18 protein-coding genes are annotated in these 15654 nt (G+C 57.8%); 7 read left to right on the forward strand and 11 right to left on the reverse strand.

Features of this window, described 5'->3' with window-relative positions; all coding sequences use genetic code 11:
* Positions 1 to 4: 4 nt before the first annotated feature.
* The 6 genes from fliE to GSQ81_RS10820 all read right to left on the reverse strand — a co-directional run bounded on the left by fliE (position 5) and on the right by GSQ81_RS10820 (position 3667).
* Entirely contained in the window at positions 5 to 331 is a 327-nt protein-coding gene (gene fliE / locus GSQ81_RS10795) for a flagellar hook-basal body complex protein FliE (RefSeq protein ID WP_254060120.1), read from the reverse strand.
* A 23-nt stretch (positions 332 to 354) separates the two neighbouring features.
* Positions 355 to 879: a flagellar basal body rod protein FlgC gene (flgC, locus tag GSQ81_RS10800; protein ID WP_158910757.1), complete on the reverse strand. Its 525-nt coding sequence runs from the start codon at positions 877 to 879 to the stop codon at positions 355 to 357.
* Positions 880 to 882: 3 nt separating this feature from the next.
* Positions 883 to 1245 carry a flagellar basal body rod protein FlgB gene (gene flgB / locus GSQ81_RS10805; protein ID WP_158910758.1) on the reverse strand — a complete coding sequence of 121 codons (363 nt, stop codon included), beginning with the start codon at positions 1243 to 1245 and terminating at the stop codon, positions 883 to 885.
* 106 nt (positions 1246 to 1351) lie between these two features.
* Positions 1352 to 2665 carry a sigma-54 dependent transcriptional regulator gene (locus GSQ81_RS10810; protein ID WP_158910759.1) on the reverse strand — a complete coding sequence of 438 codons (1314 nt, stop codon included), beginning with the start codon at positions 2663 to 2665 and terminating at the stop codon, positions 1352 to 1354.
* 5 nt (positions 2666 to 2670) lie between these two features.
* Complete coding sequence (locus GSQ81_RS10815; RefSeq protein WP_158910760.1) at positions 2671 to 2919, reverse strand: hypothetical protein; 249 nt, start codon at positions 2917 to 2919, stop codon at positions 2671 to 2673.
* Positions 2920 to 2923: 4 nt separating this feature from the next.
* Positions 2924 to 3667, reverse strand: coding sequence for a response regulator transcription factor (locus GSQ81_RS10820; RefSeq protein WP_158910761.1), 744 nt, complete (start codon positions 3665 to 3667; stop codon positions 2924 to 2926).
* Between the two features lie 215 nt (positions 3668 to 3882).
* Between GSQ81_RS10820 and lexA the strand changes: the two genes are divergently transcribed.
* The 3 genes from lexA to GSQ81_RS10835 all read left to right on the forward strand — a co-directional run bounded on the left by lexA (position 3883) and on the right by GSQ81_RS10835 (position 6717).
* Positions 3883 to 4488, forward strand: a complete 606-nt coding sequence (lexA, locus tag GSQ81_RS10825) for a transcriptional repressor LexA (RefSeq protein ID WP_158910762.1) — start codon at positions 3883 to 3885, stop codon at positions 4486 to 4488.
* A gap of 126 nt (positions 4489 to 4614) precedes the next feature.
* Positions 4615 to 5823, forward strand: coding sequence for an efflux RND transporter periplasmic adaptor subunit (locus tag GSQ81_RS10830; protein ID WP_158910763.1), 1209 nt, complete (start codon positions 4615 to 4617; stop codon positions 5821 to 5823).
* Positions 5824 to 5865: 42 nt separating this feature from the next.
* Entirely contained in the window at positions 5866 to 6717 is an 852-nt protein-coding gene (locus tag GSQ81_RS10835; protein WP_158910764.1) for a DUF4097 family beta strand repeat-containing protein, read from the forward strand.
* Positions 6718 to 6840: 123 nt separating this feature from the next.
* On the opposite strand, the gene GSQ81_RS10840 is transcribed toward GSQ81_RS10835, so the two are convergent.
* Positions 6841 to 7521, reverse strand: coding sequence for a carbonic anhydrase (locus tag GSQ81_RS10840; protein WP_158910765.1), 681 nt, complete (start codon positions 7519 to 7521; stop codon positions 6841 to 6843).
* A gap of 60 nt (positions 7522 to 7581) precedes the next feature.
* Here GSQ81_RS10840 and GSQ81_RS10845 point away from each other — a divergent pair, with 60 nt between their 5' ends.
* Positions 7582 to 8295 carry an HAD family hydrolase gene (locus tag GSQ81_RS10845; protein WP_158910766.1) on the forward strand — a complete coding sequence of 238 codons (714 nt, stop codon included), beginning with the start codon at positions 7582 to 7584 and terminating at the stop codon, positions 8293 to 8295.
* Between the two features lie 424 nt (positions 8296 to 8719).
* Here the strand turns inward: GSQ81_RS10845 and GSQ81_RS10850 are convergent, their stop codons facing one another.
* Positions 8720 to 9202 (reverse strand): hypothetical protein, encoded by a 483-nt coding sequence (locus GSQ81_RS10850; RefSeq protein ID WP_158910767.1) that lies wholly within the window; start codon positions 9200 to 9202, stop codon positions 8720 to 8722.
* Positions 9203 to 9434: 232 nt separating this feature from the next.
* On the opposite strand from GSQ81_RS10850, the gene GSQ81_RS10855 reads away from it, so the two are divergent.
* On the forward strand, positions 9435 to 10658 hold the full coding sequence (locus tag GSQ81_RS10855; protein ID WP_158910768.1) for an FAD-dependent oxidoreductase: 1224 nt from the start codon (positions 9435 to 9437) through the stop codon (positions 10656 to 10658).
* Positions 10659 to 10758: 100 nt separating this feature from the next.
* On the opposite strand, the gene GSQ81_RS10860 is transcribed toward GSQ81_RS10855, so the two are convergent.
* A complete protein-coding gene (locus GSQ81_RS10860) occupies positions 10759 to 11343 on the reverse strand; it encodes a histidine phosphatase family protein (RefSeq protein WP_158910769.1) in 585 nt (194 codons plus the stop codon).
* 46 nt (positions 11344 to 11389) lie between these two features.
* On the opposite strand from GSQ81_RS10860, the gene uvrB reads away from it, so the two are divergent.
* The gene (uvrB, locus tag GSQ81_RS10865; protein WP_158912178.1) at positions 11390 to 13378 is read left to right on the forward strand and encodes an excinuclease ABC subunit UvrB; all 1989 of its coding nucleotides are present in this window, start codon (positions 11390 to 11392) and stop codon (positions 13376 to 13378) included.
* Between the two features lie 18 nt (positions 13379 to 13396).
* On the opposite strand, the gene GSQ81_RS10870 is transcribed toward uvrB, so the two are convergent.
* Both GSQ81_RS10870 and GSQ81_RS10875 read right to left on the reverse strand, forming a co-directional pair.
* Positions 13397 to 14530 carry a hypothetical protein gene (locus tag GSQ81_RS10870; protein ID WP_158910770.1) on the reverse strand — a complete coding sequence of 378 codons (1134 nt, stop codon included), beginning with the start codon at positions 14528 to 14530 and terminating at the stop codon, positions 13397 to 13399.
* A gap of 151 nt (positions 14531 to 14681) precedes the next feature.
* Positions 14682 to 15143, reverse strand: a complete 462-nt coding sequence (locus tag GSQ81_RS10875; RefSeq protein ID WP_158910771.1) for a cupin domain-containing protein — start codon at positions 15141 to 15143, stop codon at positions 14682 to 14684.
* Between the two features lie 115 nt (positions 15144 to 15258).
* On the opposite strand from GSQ81_RS10875, the gene GSQ81_RS10880 reads away from it, so the two are divergent.
* Positions 15259 to 15645: a DUF302 domain-containing protein gene (locus GSQ81_RS10880; protein ID WP_158910772.1), complete on the forward strand. Its 387-nt coding sequence runs from the start codon at positions 15259 to 15261 to the stop codon at positions 15643 to 15645.
* Positions 15646 to 15654 lie beyond the last annotated feature (9 nt).

A 15654-nucleotide genomic window follows, 5' to 3' on the forward strand; every position in this document is an offset into this window, starting at 1 on the left:
TCGTTTAGAACTGCATGCCCATCATCTGCTGGTACGCCGCGACGGCCTTGTTCCTCACCTGCAACGTCAGCTCAAAGGCCATGTCGGCCTTCTGCGTCGCAATCATCGCGTCGTGGATCTCGACACCCTGACCTGTCAGCAATCCCGTCACGGCATCGCTCGCCTTTTTGTCGAGCGCGCTGGTCTGCTGCACCATCGTCTGAAACATCCCGGCAAACGGTACTGTTGCACTGTTGGCCGCTGCATTCGTTGCCGTGTCCAGAAAGCCATCTGCCCCAGCCGCGCCCTGGGCGCTGCTCATCACGCTTGCGATTGTTCCGGCATCCATCATTGCTCAAACCTCTCTCGTCTTCCCTATTTCAAAATGTCTAGCGACGACCCAACCATGTTCTTCTCTGCCTGCACCGCGGAGGCGTTCATCCCATACGACCGCGTCGCTCCCATCAGGTCCGTCATCTCCGTCAGCGGATTAATATCGGGATAAGCCACAAACCCATCCGGCCCGGCATCAGGATGCTGCGGATCATATCTGCGCAGCGGAGCGCTCTGGTCCGCAATCACACCTGTCACCGCGACTCCACCAGGCGCTCCATTCGAAGCGGTCACATCACTCGAAAGATCATTCGTAAAGCCGCTGCTAAAGCCAGTATCAAAACCACCTAAGCCATCGCTCGTACCTTCGTTCATCTGGCTCATCAGTGAACTCTGAAAGCTTCCGCCCCCCTCCGCTTCAAACACCACATGGTGCCGCTGGTACGGGCCGCCCTCCGGAGTCCGCGTCGTCTCCGCGTTTGCCATATTCGAAGCAACCACCTCAGCCCGAACCCGCTCAGCCTTCAGCGCCGACGCGCTCACATCCATCACGCCAAAAAGATTCATCGCTTACTTCGCCTCCGCGTGAATCGCATCCATCACATTGGTGAACTGTTGCTTCAACAGCTCCACGCCCATCCGAAACTGCAACTGTGACTTAGCCATTTGCATTCCTTCGCGGTCCATCGAGACGTTGTTCCCATCGGGCCGCGCAACCAAACCATCGACATCCTGCACCTCTGCACCTGCACCAAAGTCTTTCTCCGCGCTGCCATTCATCTGCTGCAAAAACTGTTGCTCAAAGTTGAAGCCCTCGGTCTTATAACCCGGCGTATCGACGTTGGCCATATTGCTGGCAGTTAACTTCATCTGCTCGCTAGTTAGGTCCAGGTATTTGTTCAACGCATCGCCCGTCGGCGTCATCACGTCCATGCTCGTCATCTCCACGCGATTACCTATGCAGTCCGGGTTCCAAACAAAAGCGCCCTCGGATGAGAGCGCTCTTATCTATCGGCAGATCTTCGCATTTCTTCAACTCCTACTCCCGCGTAGCCCGCCGATAGCGGATCTCCTCCGCGCCAATCTCCATCCTGTCACCGGATAGAATCGCGCCTCGTTCCAGCACATGCATCAACTCGCGAACATTACCCGGCCAATGATGCTCGTGCAGCTTCGCGGCAGCATCCGCACTCAATCGCTTGCGCGGCATCTTCTGTCCCATCTTTTCGAGAATGTGCTCGGTGAGCAGATCAAGATCTTCCATCCTGTCACGCAGAGCAGGAACCTCCACCGGAAACACCGCCAGCCGATGATAGAGATCGAGCCGAAACGTCCGCTCTTCCGATCTCTGCTGCAAAGGCTGATGCGTCGCCGCAATCACGCGCACATCCACGCGCACCGTCTCGTTGTCGCCTACACGCTGCAACTCGCCGCACTCCAGAAAGCGCAGCATCTTCGCCTGCAACGCCATCGGCATCTCGCCGATCTCATCGAGAAACAAGGTCCCTCCATGGGCCGCTTCGATTCGTCCCGTCCGCGACTGCACCGCTCCGGTAAATGCTCCCCTGGCATGGCCGAACAACTCCGCCTCCAGCAACGATTCGGGAATGGCCGCGCAGTTCAACACCGTAAACGACTTTGCCGCTCGCTCGCTGAGCCGATGCAGCGCCTGCGCCACAACCTCCTTGCCCGTTCCCGTCTCGCCCTCGATCAACACCGTCGTCGAACGCGGAGCCACCAGCCGAATCAACCGTGTCAGCTCTCGCATCGGCTCACTCGCACCCACCATCTCCGGCAACATCGCTTCATCCTGCAAAGGGCTGCCCACGACGCTCTCCGGCCGAGAAGTCTCATCGCGCCCCAGCAGGACCGAGAGTGCGCGTCTCGCCGCCTCCTGATCGAAGTTCTTCACCACCAACGGCGCACTCCCTGCGCTTCGAGGCACAGCAATCGGCGCTGCCTTCCACGTCGCCGTGTCATTCAGGGGAGCATCCTGCGCCTCGCGCAGAGCATGAAGCAGTTCATTTCTCCTCGGACTCCGCGCTCCTCCGTCCACGCCGCCATCCACCCGCAGCATCTCCATCGCCGGATACATCATTCGCACCTGCCCCGCGAACTCGCCCACCTCAAGGTCAGGCAGCCAGCTATCCACCAGCAGCGCCTCAGGACGCGAAGCCTCCAACTGCGCCATCGCCTCCGCGCCGCCCGTCGCCTCGCGCACCTGCCAGCGCAGCCCGGTCAACGACCGCCGCAATCTCTGCCGCAATGCCGCGTCCGCACTTGCAAGTACAACCGTTCGCGCCACTACCTCTACAACGCCCATTCCCGTCACGATATCCTGACCTGCGCTCATCCGATTTACCTCATCCTCTCCTGCATATCTCGATCCATCTGCAACTCGTGCTGCAACATCTCCCGCATCAGACTGACCGCCAGATTCACCCGGGTACACTCCACCAGCGCTTCCGCAATTGCCGTCCGCATGGTATCGTGTCCGCCGATCAACTCGCCCATCGCGAGCCTGCATTGCAGCACCGTCAACGGCTGGCAAAGTCCGTGCAGCGCATCATCCATCCGCACCGCAAGCTCTGACTTACGTCTTTGCACGAGGTCATGCACTGGCAAACATCGCCCGCCGCGGAAACTCGCTGACCCGTTGCGGCATCTTCTTCATGCTGCCCATCTGGTAGCCCTCGCCGCGCACCGTCTCAATCACAGGGTAGCCCGCATCCACATCGACATCGCCTACGCTCAACTTCTTTCTCAAATAGTTGATGTACACATCCACGACATTCGTCCCCGCATCCGGCGACATATGCCAGACCTCCTGCAGCAACTCGGTACGGCTGCAACACCGCCCACGCCGCAGCATGAGAAACTCCAGCAGGTTGAACTCCTTCACCGTCAGCTCCACCGCCGCGCCGCGCCGCGAAACCTTGCGGTCCATCCGGTTCAGCTCAACGTCGCCATGCCGCAGCACAGGATCGGCAAACTGCTCCCGCCGCCGCAGCAGCGCCCGGCACCTCGCCGTCAGCTCATGAAAGCTGAACGGCTTCAACAGGCAATCGTCCGCGCCCAGGTTCAGGCACTTCACCCGTTCCTCCACCTGGTTACGTCCCGTCAGCACCAGCACGGCCATCTCATCGAAACGGCCCTGCATCTCTGCCAACACCTCCGTTCCATCTTTACGGGGAAGACTCAGGTCCAACACCATCAGGTCGGGCCGGTGCTCTTCGGCATGACGCAGGGCCGTTTCTCCATCCGCGACCCACTCCACCTCATGCCCTTCCAACTTCATCCCCTTCTGCAGAAACGATCCCAAGGCCGCGTCATCTTCAACAATCAATACCTGCATCTTTAGTTCTCCATCTCCGTTGTGTTGCAATTCCCAACGGTGTGTAACCACCTTGGTCGATATGGAACGAGGTGACAAGATGAATGTGAAGTTTTTTGCATATCCAATTTCAAAACGGGAATTACTTGCCTCTGGATTTACCCATCAGTAACCCCTGAAAATCGAGGAATCAATAAAGTTATTGCAATTCGCCTTTTATTCGCTACAATCTCCGCATGGCTATCACACGGCGGCAAAAAGAAGTCCTCGACTTTCTCTCCGGCTTCACGCAAAAGAACGGCTACTCCCCGTCTTACGAGGAAATCGCCAGTGGTCTTGGCCTTAGTTCACTTGCCACCGTGCACAAACACGTCACCAACCTGCAGAACAAAGGGCTGCTCCAGCGCGCGCACAACCGCAGCCGGTCCATCGACGTTCTGCCTGCACGCACCGGCAAAAAAGGCTCCGATCGTCTTCCCCTTCTGGGACGCATCGCCGCTGGCCAGCCCGTAGAAGCCATCGAAACCGCAGAGAGCATCTCGCTGAACGACATCATCGGCAACCGCGAAGTCTTCGCCCTCGAAGTCCGCGGCGACTCCATGCGCGACGAGCACATCGTCTCCGGCGATTACGTCCTCGTCGAGCGCACCCGCACCGCCCGCGAGGGCGAGATCATCGTCGCTCTCGTCGACGGCTCCGACGCCACCCTTAAGCGCTTCTACCGCGAGGGCAGCATGATCCGCCTCCAACCCTCCAACGCAGAGATGGCCCCCATCTACGCCCCCGCCGCCAACGTCAGCATCCAGGGCAAAGTCCTGGGCGTCCTGCGCAAATACGCTTGAGAAATCGCGTTATGTATTCCGTAAACAATTTTTCACACCTGTAATGGAACCAACCCCCGGTATTCTGCGTAAACTTCTCCGAGACGGCTCATCGTTGATTCAACCAGCATCTCTCGGAGCAACTACGTGGCGACAGCGCGCAAGAATAAACACAAACTCTGGATCTGGGGCGGCATCGCTGTCCTGGTCATCGCCGCGATTCTGGGCATCACCATCGCCGCCAGCAGCAGCAGCACAAAGATCGACCCCTCGCAGCTTGCCAAGGTTGAGCGTGGAGACATCGCCCGCTCAGTCGTCGCCACCGGCAAAGTCCAGCCCATCACCAAGGTCGAGGTCAAATCCAAGGCCAGCGGCATCGTCACGAAGCTCTTCGTCGACATCAACGCCCACGTTCATCAGGGCCAGCTCCTCGCCCAGCTCGACCAGATCGAGATTCTGGCGCAGGTAGCCGCGCAAAAGGCCCAGCTCGCCGCCGCCGAATCGAACGCCCACGCCGCCGCCGCCTCCATCGAGTACGACAAGGTCAACGCCGAAGCTCCCGACCTGCCTATGTACAAGCACACCTATGAGCGTGCCGTTCAGATGTCCAAAGATGGCGTGGTCTCCAAACAGGCCCTCGACGACGCCGAGCAGAAATATCTCTTCGCAGCCAATACCCGCGACAAGGCCGTCGCCCAGATCACCGTCGACAACTCCAAACTCAAGCAGGCGCAGTCACAAGTCGCCGAAGCTCAGGCCTCTCTCCGGCAGCTCGAAGAGCAGCTCAGCTACACCATCATCATCTCGCCCATGAATGGCACGGTCCTCTCCCGCGACGTCGAAGTCGGCGACGCCGTCAGCTCTATCCTTGTGCTCGGCTCGACCGCCACGCTCGTCATGACCATCGGCGACACCACGCAGGTCTACGTTCAGGGCAAGGTCGACGAGTCCGACATCGGCAAGGTCTATCTCGGCCAACCCGCCCGCATCAAGGTCGAATCCTTCAAGGACAAAACCTTCTACGGCAAGGTCACCAAGATCGCCCCCCTCGGCGTCGAAAAAGATAACGTCACCACCTTCGAAGTCCGCGTCTCCATCGACAATCCCGGCGGCGAGCTCAAAGCCAACATGACCGCCAACGCCGAGATCATTCTCGATGAGCACAAAAATGTCCTCACCGTTCCCGAGCAGGCCGTCCTATACGACAAGGACCGCAGCGCCTCCGTCGAAGTTCCCGACCCCAAACAAAAAAACGGCCGCCGCAAAGTCGCCATCAAGGCCGGCATCTCCAACGGCACCAAAACCGAACTCCTCTCCGGCCTCAACAGCGGAGACACCGTCATCCTCCAGCAATAGCCAAGGCCGCGCTGCATCTACCCTCGCACTCAAGGAGCCTCCATGAAAGTCCGCGCCCTCACCGCCGTCATTCTCACGCTTGCAGCCTCTGCCGCCTTCGCCGCAGGCAAAGACTTCGACCGCACCCTCAACGTCAACGCTGCGCCCAGCGTCTCCATCTCCACCGGCTCCGGCTATATTCATGTTCGTCCCGGCTCCGATAGCCAGGTGCACGTCATCGGCCATGTTCGCCCCAGCAACTCATGGTTCAGCAAGGACGGCGATTCGCGCGTCCAGCAGATTGTGGACAACCCACCCATCACCCAGAACGGCAACACCATCACCATCGGCGACACCCAGTCTCGCGATCTCTACCGCAACATCGGCATCGACTACGATGTCACTCTTCCCCGAGCCTCCAGCATCCGAGCCGGTAGTGGCTCCGGAGATCTCGACATTCGAGACGCAGGCTCCACGCTCAAAGCAGAATCCGGCTCAGGCACCGTCCACGCCGAAGGCATCCACGGTCCCGCCGACCTGCAGAGCGGTTCAGGAGATATCTATCTTCAGCAGACCGCAGCCGGCGACGTCCGCGCCCAGACCGGCTCCGGCTCCATTCAGCTCAGCGGCATCTCTGGCGGCCTCAAAGCAGGCACGGGCTCAGGAGACATCGAAGCCGGTGGCCAACCCACCTCCGACTGGAAGCTCGACACGGGCTCCGGCTCCATCCGTCTCAACCTCGGCTCCTCTGCGCGTTTCACCCTCAACGCAGGCACCGGTTCAGGCTCCATTCACACGGCTCAGGCCATCGCGATGCAAGGAGAGATCAACACCCATCACGTCAACGGCACCGTCAACGGCGGCGGCCCAACCGTTCGAGCCAACACGGGATCAGGCGATATCAGCATCAACTAGACGAAGCTTCCTTTGTTTGTCATGCCCGAAGAGAACAAGTGTGGCTTCCTTTTCGTTTGTCATTCCCGAAGGGAATCTGCGTTTTGCTCGAATCACCAAAACTACATCTGGAGGATAACCTCTCTAAAGCGGCAGCACCTTCCCTGTGGCAAGGTCGTAGTATCCGGCTACGACCTTCACGCCATCATCCGTCATCGCCTTTGCAATCACGGTCGAGCTCTCGCGCAGCAGTTGCGCCTGAAACAGCGCATTCGCCTTCACCGCTGCCGCAACATCGCTATGAATGTCTTTAATCGCAGGCATCATATGCTGATACAGCGCGCTGATCTGCCCCGGAACCTCCTGCCCCTTCATCGCCGCGCTCACCGCGCCGCACTTCGCATGTCCCAGCACCATAATCGCCTTGATCCCAAGCACCGCCACGCCATACTCTAGGCTGCCGATGATCTCGGGAGTCAGCATATTTCCCGCAACCCGCGCCACGAACAGATGTCCGATGCTCTGATCAAAGACCAGCTCCACCGGAACCCGCGAATCCGCGCACGACAGCACCGCCGCAAACGGTTCCTGCTTCTCTACCGTCCCCGCCTTCAAGATCTTCAGATCAAGATCAAACGAAGTCAGCTTGCCCGAGACAAATCTCGCGTTGCCCGCCATCAGCTCCTTGATCGCCTCTTCCGCGCCAACCGGATTCTGCGCCTCAGCCGCGACCCCATGCATCATTGCGCTCCCGGCAACGCCGGTTGCCGCCACTGCCGTCATAAACCGCCGCCGTGTCCATGCACTTCCTTCCAGCTCGCTCATCGCACTGCCTCCTTGCGTTCGCACCGAGCTTACTCCAGCTTCGTCGATTATCGTTAAGAAATGTCCCCCCTCTCCCGCCCCCGCCTCATTGTCTTCGATCTCGACGGCACCCTCATCGACTCCAGCGTCGATCTCTGCAACTCCATCAACGCCGCGCTTGCTCACTTCAACAAGCCGCCGCTTCCCGATGCCGTCATCGCCGGCTACATCGGCGACGGAGCCTCCATGCTCGTCCGCCGCGCCCTCGGCGACCCCGAAGGCGATCTCCACGACGAAGAATACGTCGCCGAAGTCCTGACCTATTTTCTCGACTACTACCGCATCCACAAGCTGGACTTCACTTACGTCTACCCCGGCGTCCTCTCGGCGCTCGAAGCCATCCGCGCCGCCTGGCCCGAAACCCTCATGGCCGTCCTCACCAACAAGCCCGTCAACCCTTCCCGCGACATCTGCGCTCACTTCGGCCTCTCGCGCTTTTTCTTCCAGAACTACGGCGGCAACAGCTTTCACACCAAAAAGCCCGATCCCCACGGCCTCGAAACCCTCATCGCCGAAGCCTCCGCCATCGCAGGCCAAACCATCACTCCCGCCCAAACCATCATGGTCGGCGACTCCCACGTAGACATCCTCACCGCCCGCAACGCCGGAGCCCAATCCATCGGCTGCACCTTCGGCCTCGCCCCGCAATCGCTCGTCACCACGCCACCCGACGACCTCGCAAACACTCCCTCCGACTGGCTCACCATCCTTGGCATCAAGCAATGCGGCTCTTAGCTAAATAAGACTGAACTCATCAACCACCCATGCGCCATGCATCGCCCTTGTTCAGCTAAAAGCTAAGAGCTAACAGCTAGCCGTCACATCACCCTAAACCCACGTCATCTCGACCGGAGCGCAGCGCAGTGGAGACACCCCTGTATTTCGTCGTAGTCATTGCCTGTTTTAAATCAGCCTTGCCCAACCCCGTCGAACTTGTGCCCGGGCTTTGTCATCAAGCTGGAGGCGAGCTGGAACAAATCCAGTTCCTCCTAGGCCATATGTCGGTCCAAACCACCGAACGTTATCTTGGGTGCAAGCAGCGGCTCCGAAACGCCGTCAATGATCACATCGGACTGGAACCGGGTCTTCACTGACCGGCATCCCACCCTTGCTTGTCAGGGCTGACTCGCAGAGCCACCCGCCGACTTACCTGTTCGAGCTATTCACTCAGCTTTTCCCAAAAGCTTAAGGGCCTCACAAAGATTGTGAGTATCCCTGGTTCAGGCTTCGCTACCGCTTTGCCGCAGGTATTTGCGGTCACAATGCCGGTGCGAACCCAATCTTCGGTCGAGTATGGCGTGATATGCAGCCACGAGTACTTCTGTTGCTTAACTTGGCAAAGGACGAAACCTGCCTGAATCTTAATCTCTGGAGCGTAAGGAAAAGTGGGCCAGTGAGCCGACTCCGCTTGCACACCTCCACCTGCCGCACCACCTGTCAACCTTAGGACGGCATTCCCACTGCCGTCGATGGGAATAGGGATAGCTTCCTTTCGTTGATCGCCAACCCAGACATTGACATATGTATTCGCAATAAGCTTCCCACTACTTCCATTCAATAATTTGACGCGTAGGGTTTGGGCATTGCCTATTGCCCCTGCAGTGGCGACTAGGGCCAAGATCACAAAACGGAACTTTTTCACAGAGTCTCCTTCCCGCATGGTATTGCAACGCTGCAAGTAACGATAAACGCCGTTCTCGTCATGTTCGTGCGATTTAAGCAGCAAATGATGAAATGATGTCCTCACACTTGAGGGGAAGTTGTGATGCCTTTTGATAACCCTGCCTTAGTGCTTCGTCCGTGCTGTACAAATTTTCCATATCCACGCATTTCTTTTTGACTCCCCACCAACCCCTTGCTACCCTTGCCGCACCATGGCCGCCCCTCTGAGCACGTCCCTAACCACCACCTGCTGCATCGTCGGCGGAGGCCCCGCCGGAATCATGCTCGGCTTCCTCCTCGCCCGCGCCGGAATCGATGTCGCCGTCCTCGAAAAACACAAGGACTTCTTCCGCGACTTCCGCGGCGACACCATCCACCCCTCCACGCTCCAACTACTCTACGAACTAGGCCTGCTCGAAGAATTCCTCGCGCTCCCCCACCAGCAGCTCACTGAGCTTGCCATGGCCATCGGCGGCCAGACGCTTCCCATCAGCGACTTCTCCCACCTCCCCACTCATGCGAAGTTCATCGCGCTCATGCCGCAGTGGGACTTCCTCAACTTCCTCTCCGCGCAGGCCGCGAAGCTGCCCAACTTCCATCTCCTGATGGAGCACGAAGCGACCAGCCTCATCGAAGCTAAAAACCGAGTCGTCGGCGTTCGCGCCAACACCCCGTCAGGTCCGGTCGAGATTCGCGCCTCTCTCGTCGTAGGCTGCGATGGCCGCCACGCCATCACCCGTGCCTCCGGCCATCTTCCGCTTCACGAAACCGGTACGCCCATCGACATTCTCTGGTTTCGCCTCAGTCGCCACGAAGGCGAGCCGGAAAACGCTCTCGGCAACATCAACTTCGGCAACTTCCTCATCCTCATCAACCGCGGCGACTACTATCAGTGCGGCTACATCATCGCCAAAGATACCTTCGTCACCCGCGTCCAGCCCGCAGGCCTCGACGCCTTCCGCGACTCCCTCGTGCGCCTCGTCCCATTCTTAAGTGATCGCGTCCACGAGATCACCGGTTGGGACCAGCTCAAGCTTCTCTCCATTCAGGTCAACCGCCTCACCCGCTGGTACAGCCCCGGCCTCTTATGCATCGGCGATGCCGCCCACGCCATGTCTCCCGTTGGCGGCATCGGCATCAACCTCGCCATTCAGGACGCCGTCGCCGCTGCACGCATTCTCGCGCCCGCGCTCAAAACCAGCATCGTCACCGAGCTTACCCTCGCTCACATCCAGAGCCGCCGCGAACTACCCACCCGCATCACCCAGGCGTTTCAGGTCATAGTCCACCGTTTTCTGGTTCGCACCCTGGGCCACCCTGAAGCGATCAAACCGCCCCTGCTCCTCCGGCTCTTATCACCTCACCCCCGCTTCCGCCGGTTCATGGCCCGATTCATAGGCATGGGCGTCCGCCCCGAGCACATCCAATCTCATTAAAATGTAACCTGACTAAACGCCTTGAAGCAGTTACATGCTGTCGCAATGTAACCAGTAAAAACCACTCTTGGGGGTTACATAGTATCTTTCTTCACCGAGCCTACCCCTCGAATCCCCGGTTCCATGCCTCGATCACCCTCGTCTCCCGCTCCCATCCCAACACGCTCACGCTGCCCGTTCCCAGCACAAACAGCCTTCCATCCCGCGCCTCCAACCCGACCCAGCGTGCCGCAAGTACCCGCAAAATATGGGCATGAGCGAACAAAGCCACCCGCCCACCCCCAGCAGCCAAAGCGCGTGCGATCACGCCATCCGCCCGCACGCCAACCTCTTCCGCCGTCTCGCCCCCAGCAATCTCATCCTTCCACACCGACCACCCCGGCGTCTCCGCCCGAATCTCCTCGGTCGTCCGCCCCTCGTGGACGCCATAGTCCCACTCCATGAGCCCCTCATCTACCTTGGCAACTTCTCCAAACCCGGCAATCGCGCAAGTCTCAAGCGCCCGTTTCATAGGGCTACTGAACACAGCCGTAAACTCCGTCCCTGCAAGATAGTTACGCAACTCCAGTGCACGCTGCCGGCCATGCTCGGTCAGCCCAACATCCGTCCGGCTGGTGTGTTTCCGGTTCAAACTCCACTCCGTCTCGCCATGCCGGATCAGCCAAAGCTGCGTTGCCTCACTCATTGCCAACCTCTCCTGTTTTCTGCCTATGTTCTTATATCCTACAAAGATGGACTTCCAGCTCTCCACCACCTATAAGCCACAGGGCGATCAGCCCCGCGCCATTGAAGAATTAGTGAGCGGTCTCAACGCCGGAGAGAAAGACCAGGTCCTGCTCGGCGTCACCGGCTCCGGCAAAACCTTCACCATGGCCAAGGTCATCTCCGAGTCCAACCGTCCCGCCCTCATCCTCGCGCATAACAAGACGCTCGCCGCCCAGCTTTACCACGAGTTCAAGACCTTCTTCCCCAACAACGCCGTCGAATACTTCGTCTCGTACTACGACTACTACCAGCCCGAGGCCTACATTCCCGCAGGCGACCTCTTCATCGAAAAAGAAGCCACGATCAACGAAGAGCTGGACAAGCTTCGCCTCTCCGCCACGCGCTCCCTCTTCGAACGCCGCGACTGCATCATTGTCAGCTCCGTCTCCTGCATCTACGGCCTGGGTTCGCCCGAAGCCTACTATGGCATGTTGCTGCTGCTCGAAAAAGGCCAGAAGATCAAGCGTGAAGACATCACGCGTCGTCTGGTCGAAATCCTCTACGAGCGCAACGACGTCGACTTCCGCCGCGGGACATTCCGAGTCCGTGGCGACATCATCGAGGTCTACCCCACCTACGACGAAAACGCCTACCGCATCGAACTCTTCGGCGACGAGATCGACTCACTCTCTCAGATCGATCCCCTCTTCGGCAGTGTTCGCCAGAAATATTCGCGTCTGCCCATCTACCCAAAGTCTCACTACGTCGTGCAGCCTGAACGCAAAAAGGCCGCCTCTGAATCCATCCTCGAAGAACTCTTCGAGTGGGAAGCACAACTCGAAAAAGAAGGCCGCCTGGTCGAGTCGCAACGCATCCACCAGCGCACCCGCTTCGACCTCGAGATGATTAAATCCGTAGGCTACTGCCACGGCATCGAGAACTACTCCCGCCACATGTCCGGCCGTCTTCCCGGCGAACCGCCGCCAACGCTGCTCGACTACTTCCCGCGCGACTTCCTCATCTTTATCGACGAGTCCCACGTCACCGTCCCTCAACTCCACGGCATGTGGCACGGCGACCGCAGCCGCAAGCAGAACCTTATCGACTACGGCTTCCGCCTGCCCTCCGCCCTCGACAACCGCCCCCTTAAATTCGAGGAGTTCGAGTCCCGCACCGGCCAGATCATCTACGTCTCCGCCACCCCCGGCCCCTACGAGCTGACAAAGGCTGCCGGAGTCGTCGTCGAGCAGATCATCCGCCCCACCGGTCTCATCGACCCGCCCGTCGAGATCCGCCCCGTCAAAGGACAGATCGACGATCTGCTCGCCGAGATCCGCGACCGCACCGCAAAAAATCAGCGTGTGCTGGTCACTACTCTCACCAAGCGCATGTCCGAAGACCTCGCCAGCTACTACACCGAAGTCGGCGTCCGCTGCCGCTACATGCACTCCGAGATCGAAACCCTCGAACGCATCAAGCTTCTCCGCGACCTACGCAAAGGTGAGTACGACGTCCTCATCGGCATCAACCTTCTCCGCGAAGGCCTCGATCTTCCGGAGGTTTCGTTGGTAGCAATTCTGGATGCCGACAAAGAAGGCTTCCTCCGCTCCCAGGGTTCCCTCATCCAGACCATCGGCCGCGCCGCCCGCCATCTCGAAGGCCGGGCCATTCTTTATGCGGATAAGATGACCGACTCCATGCAGCGCGCCATCAACGAGACCGACCGCCGCCGCGAAAAGCAGGTCGCCTACAACGAAGAACACGGCATCACCCCGGAAAGCATTATCCGACCGCTCGAAATGGGTCTCGCCGGAATCCTCAAAGCCGACTACGCCGACCTCACCGACGACGCCGAAGGCATGCCCGACTTCTCCACCCAGCAGGAGCTGGACACCTACATCGGCAAACTGGAATCCGACATGCGCGAAGCCGCCAAAAAATTCGAATTCGAAAAAGCCGCCAAGCTGCGCGACACAGTAAAGGAGCTTCGTACCAAGGAGTTCTTATTCAGCTAGCCGACTAATACCAACACCTTACTTAACCGATTTCTTCGTAGCACCCGCTTTGGAAGGTACCGTTTTAGTTGGTTGCACAGACTCACCATTAACCTCATCATCAATTAACTGTCCATGAGATAAAAGTAAGGGTGATTTTGATGGTTCTGGGAATTCCATGGATTTTCCCAGTTCAGAGAGGCTTTCTAATTCTTTTTGTTCTTCGGTTGATTCTTCTTCGTCGATGGAAGCCCGGAACCTCACGGTGAGGCCTAGCTCAATTTGTCCAAATAGACGCTTCGTACCTTGCCTTAAAGCAGTTGTTAGTTCATGCTTTCTTGTCTTTTCCCCTTCGTAATTTTCGATCGTACTCTTTACGGCTTGGTCAACGACTCCATCAATCGTTTCCGTAATTTTCTTAGTGAATTCGTCGTAAGCAGCACCTTTGACGCCTAAGGCCTCTACCCGAGCACGAACTTCTCTGATTTCTTCCACCTTCTTCCAAGCATCCAGAAACTTATTCGTTACATCAGCGACCTTCGAAAGCACTGGCAATGCGGCAACTAGAACTATTGTCGGCACCGAAGATGACAATCCCTCTAGTTTGACTTGTTCTCTACTACCGGTAATGGCTTCACTATAGTCAGCAAATAACTTACTAATGAATCTCAATTCTTTCGAGAAAGAATCCAGTTCGTTATCAAATAATTCTCTAGGTATAAGAAAGGAAACATCCGCAGTACCCGGTGCAAGATTAGTTGGAGTTACGTCTAAATTTTTTAAACTGATTGTCGCCGCATGAACATTGTCGAGAAATTCTTTTCTATTGTTCGATAATTCTTGAACAAACTCGCGTGCTACAGAAGGCGTCATTGCGTTGCGCGAAACGGAATCAGAAACCTCTTGGGCTAGATCACGATCAAAAAAACTTTTACCGCCCATTTTCGAAATAGCCTCAATATCGGCTGGATTAAGATGCTGATCAAGTTCAGCGACTGCCTGATTGAGTCTTGTGAGCCCTGCAGCTAATGCAGTTTGTTGTGTGGGTTGCCCTGGAGAATTAACCAAAGCCGTAAGGTTGGAGGCAATACTTTCCAAGGTCCGTTGAGTGTCGTAATTCTCCTCAACAGTCTCAATAAGATTCAGAACTTCTAAGAAGCGCTCAACTGTCATAATGGACGAGCATACAATCAAAACCTAACAAAACAAATAACATATTGAGATACTTGGGCAATCCGCCTCTTGCCCTTTTCGCCACTATTTAATGCCACCACACCCATTCAAAGGGATGCATGAACACCCACCGGCCAAGCCCCAAGAAAACCTAAGCTGGCTTCACCGGCACCAACCCATGCCTCAGCATCACCTCGGCAAGCGCCTTCGGATTCGGTGGCGCACCCCCGGCAAGCAACTGCCCAATCTCCCTGAAATACTGCGCACCGAATATCCCCGGAGTAATCACCACCATCGCCTTCGCCGGCTCCGTAAACGGGTTCTCAAAGCCATGCACCGCCCCACGCGGAATAAACAGCGTATCTCCCGGCCCCACGTCAATCGTCTTCCCATCCAGCGTCATTCGCAGCTTACCCGCCAGCCCATATCCCACCTCATCGAAACTCACATGCTGGTGTGGCAGAGGCACTCTTGCCCCCGGCGCTACCGTCATCTCAAACATCGTCATCCCCGCCCCGGTCGAAGGCCCATCAATCAAAAACCGCAGCACAATCCCGCCCAGCCGAATCTCCTCCACCTGCACCACACCCGCACCCGCCACGTTCTCGCTCATCGCTTCTCTCGTTGTCTGGATTTAATTTCCATCATTTATAGCACTCCGCGCGATGATCGAAGATCATCATTCCGCTGAATTACATGCCTGATACACTCCGCCAAGGAGCCCACCAATGTCCACCAACGGCCTCATCTCCCACCCCAGCCCCTACACCGTCCCCGAAACCCTCGACCGCCTCGAAGCCATCCTCCACACAAAAAACATCACCGTCTTTGCCCGTGTCGATCATAGTGGCGAAGCGGCGAAGGTCGGCCTCACCATGTCGCCCACGCAACTGCTCATCTTTGGCAATCCAAAGGGCGGCACACCCATCATGATCGCCGCTCCGCTCGCCGCCATCGATCTCCCGCTCAAGGCGCTCGCCTGGCAGGATACCGGCGGCAAAGTCTGGTTGAGCTTCAATGATCCCCACTATCTGCAAGGCCGTTACGACCTGAGCGACGAGGTGCTTAAACCGATTGCCGGCCTCGAAGGCCTTATCCTGCAGGCCATAGCCTGATAACCTTAC

This window comes from Granulicella sp. L56 (assembly GCF_009765835.1).
Taxonomy (GTDB): Bacteria; Acidobacteriota; Terriglobia; order Terriglobales; family Acidobacteriaceae; genus Edaphobacter.

Coding starts and splice junctions, on each gene's coding strand:
- fliE (WP_254060120.1), bottom strand. CDS start 331: ATGATGGATGCCGGAACAATCGCAAGCGTGATGAGCAGCGCCCAGGGC.
- flgC (WP_158910757.1), bottom strand. CDS start 879: ATGAATCTTTTTGGCGTGATGGATGTGAGCGCGTCGGCGCTGAAGGCT.
- flgB (WP_158910758.1), bottom strand. CDS start 1,245: ATGGACGTGATGACGCCGACGGGCGATGCGTTGAACAAATACCTGGAC.
- GSQ81_RS10810 (WP_158910759.1), bottom strand. CDS start 2,665: ATGAGCGCAGGTCAGGATATCGTGACGGGAATGGGCGTTGTAGAGGTA.
- GSQ81_RS10820 (WP_158910761.1), bottom strand. CDS start 3,667: ATGCAGGTATTGATTGTTGAAGATGACGCGGCCTTGGGATCGTTTCTG.
- lexA (WP_158910762.1), top strand. CDS start 3,883: ATGGCTATCACACGGCGGCAAAAAGAAGTCCTCGACTTTCTCTCCGGC.
- GSQ81_RS10835 (WP_158910764.1), top strand. CDS start 5,866: ATGAAAGTCCGCGCCCTCACCGCCGTCATTCTCACGCTTGCAGCCTCT.
- GSQ81_RS10840 (WP_158910765.1), bottom strand. CDS start 7,521: ATGAGCGAGCTGGAAGGAAGTGCATGGACACGGCGGCGGTTTATGACG.
- GSQ81_RS10845 (WP_158910766.1), top strand. CDS start 7,582: ATGTCCCCCCTCTCCCGCCCCCGCCTCATTGTCTTCGATCTCGACGGC.
- GSQ81_RS10855 (WP_158910768.1), top strand. CDS start 9,435: ATGGCCGCCCCTCTGAGCACGTCCCTAACCACCACCTGCTGCATCGTC.
- GSQ81_RS10860 (WP_158910769.1), bottom strand. CDS start 11,343: ATGAGTGAGGCAACGCAGCTTTGGCTGATCCGGCATGGCGAGACGGAG.
- uvrB (WP_158912178.1), top strand. CDS start 11,390: ATGGACTTCCAGCTCTCCACCACCTATAAGCCACAGGGCGATCAGCCC.
- GSQ81_RS10870 (WP_158910770.1), bottom strand. CDS start 14,530: ATGACAGTTGAGCGCTTCTTAGAAGTTCTGAATCTTATTGAGACTGTT.
- GSQ81_RS10875 (WP_158910771.1), bottom strand. CDS start 15,143: ATGAGCGAGAACGTGGCGGGTGCGGGTGTGGTGCAGGTGGAGGAGATT.
- GSQ81_RS10880 (WP_158910772.1), top strand. CDS start 15,259: ATGTCCACCAACGGCCTCATCTCCCACCCCAGCCCCTACACCGTCCCC.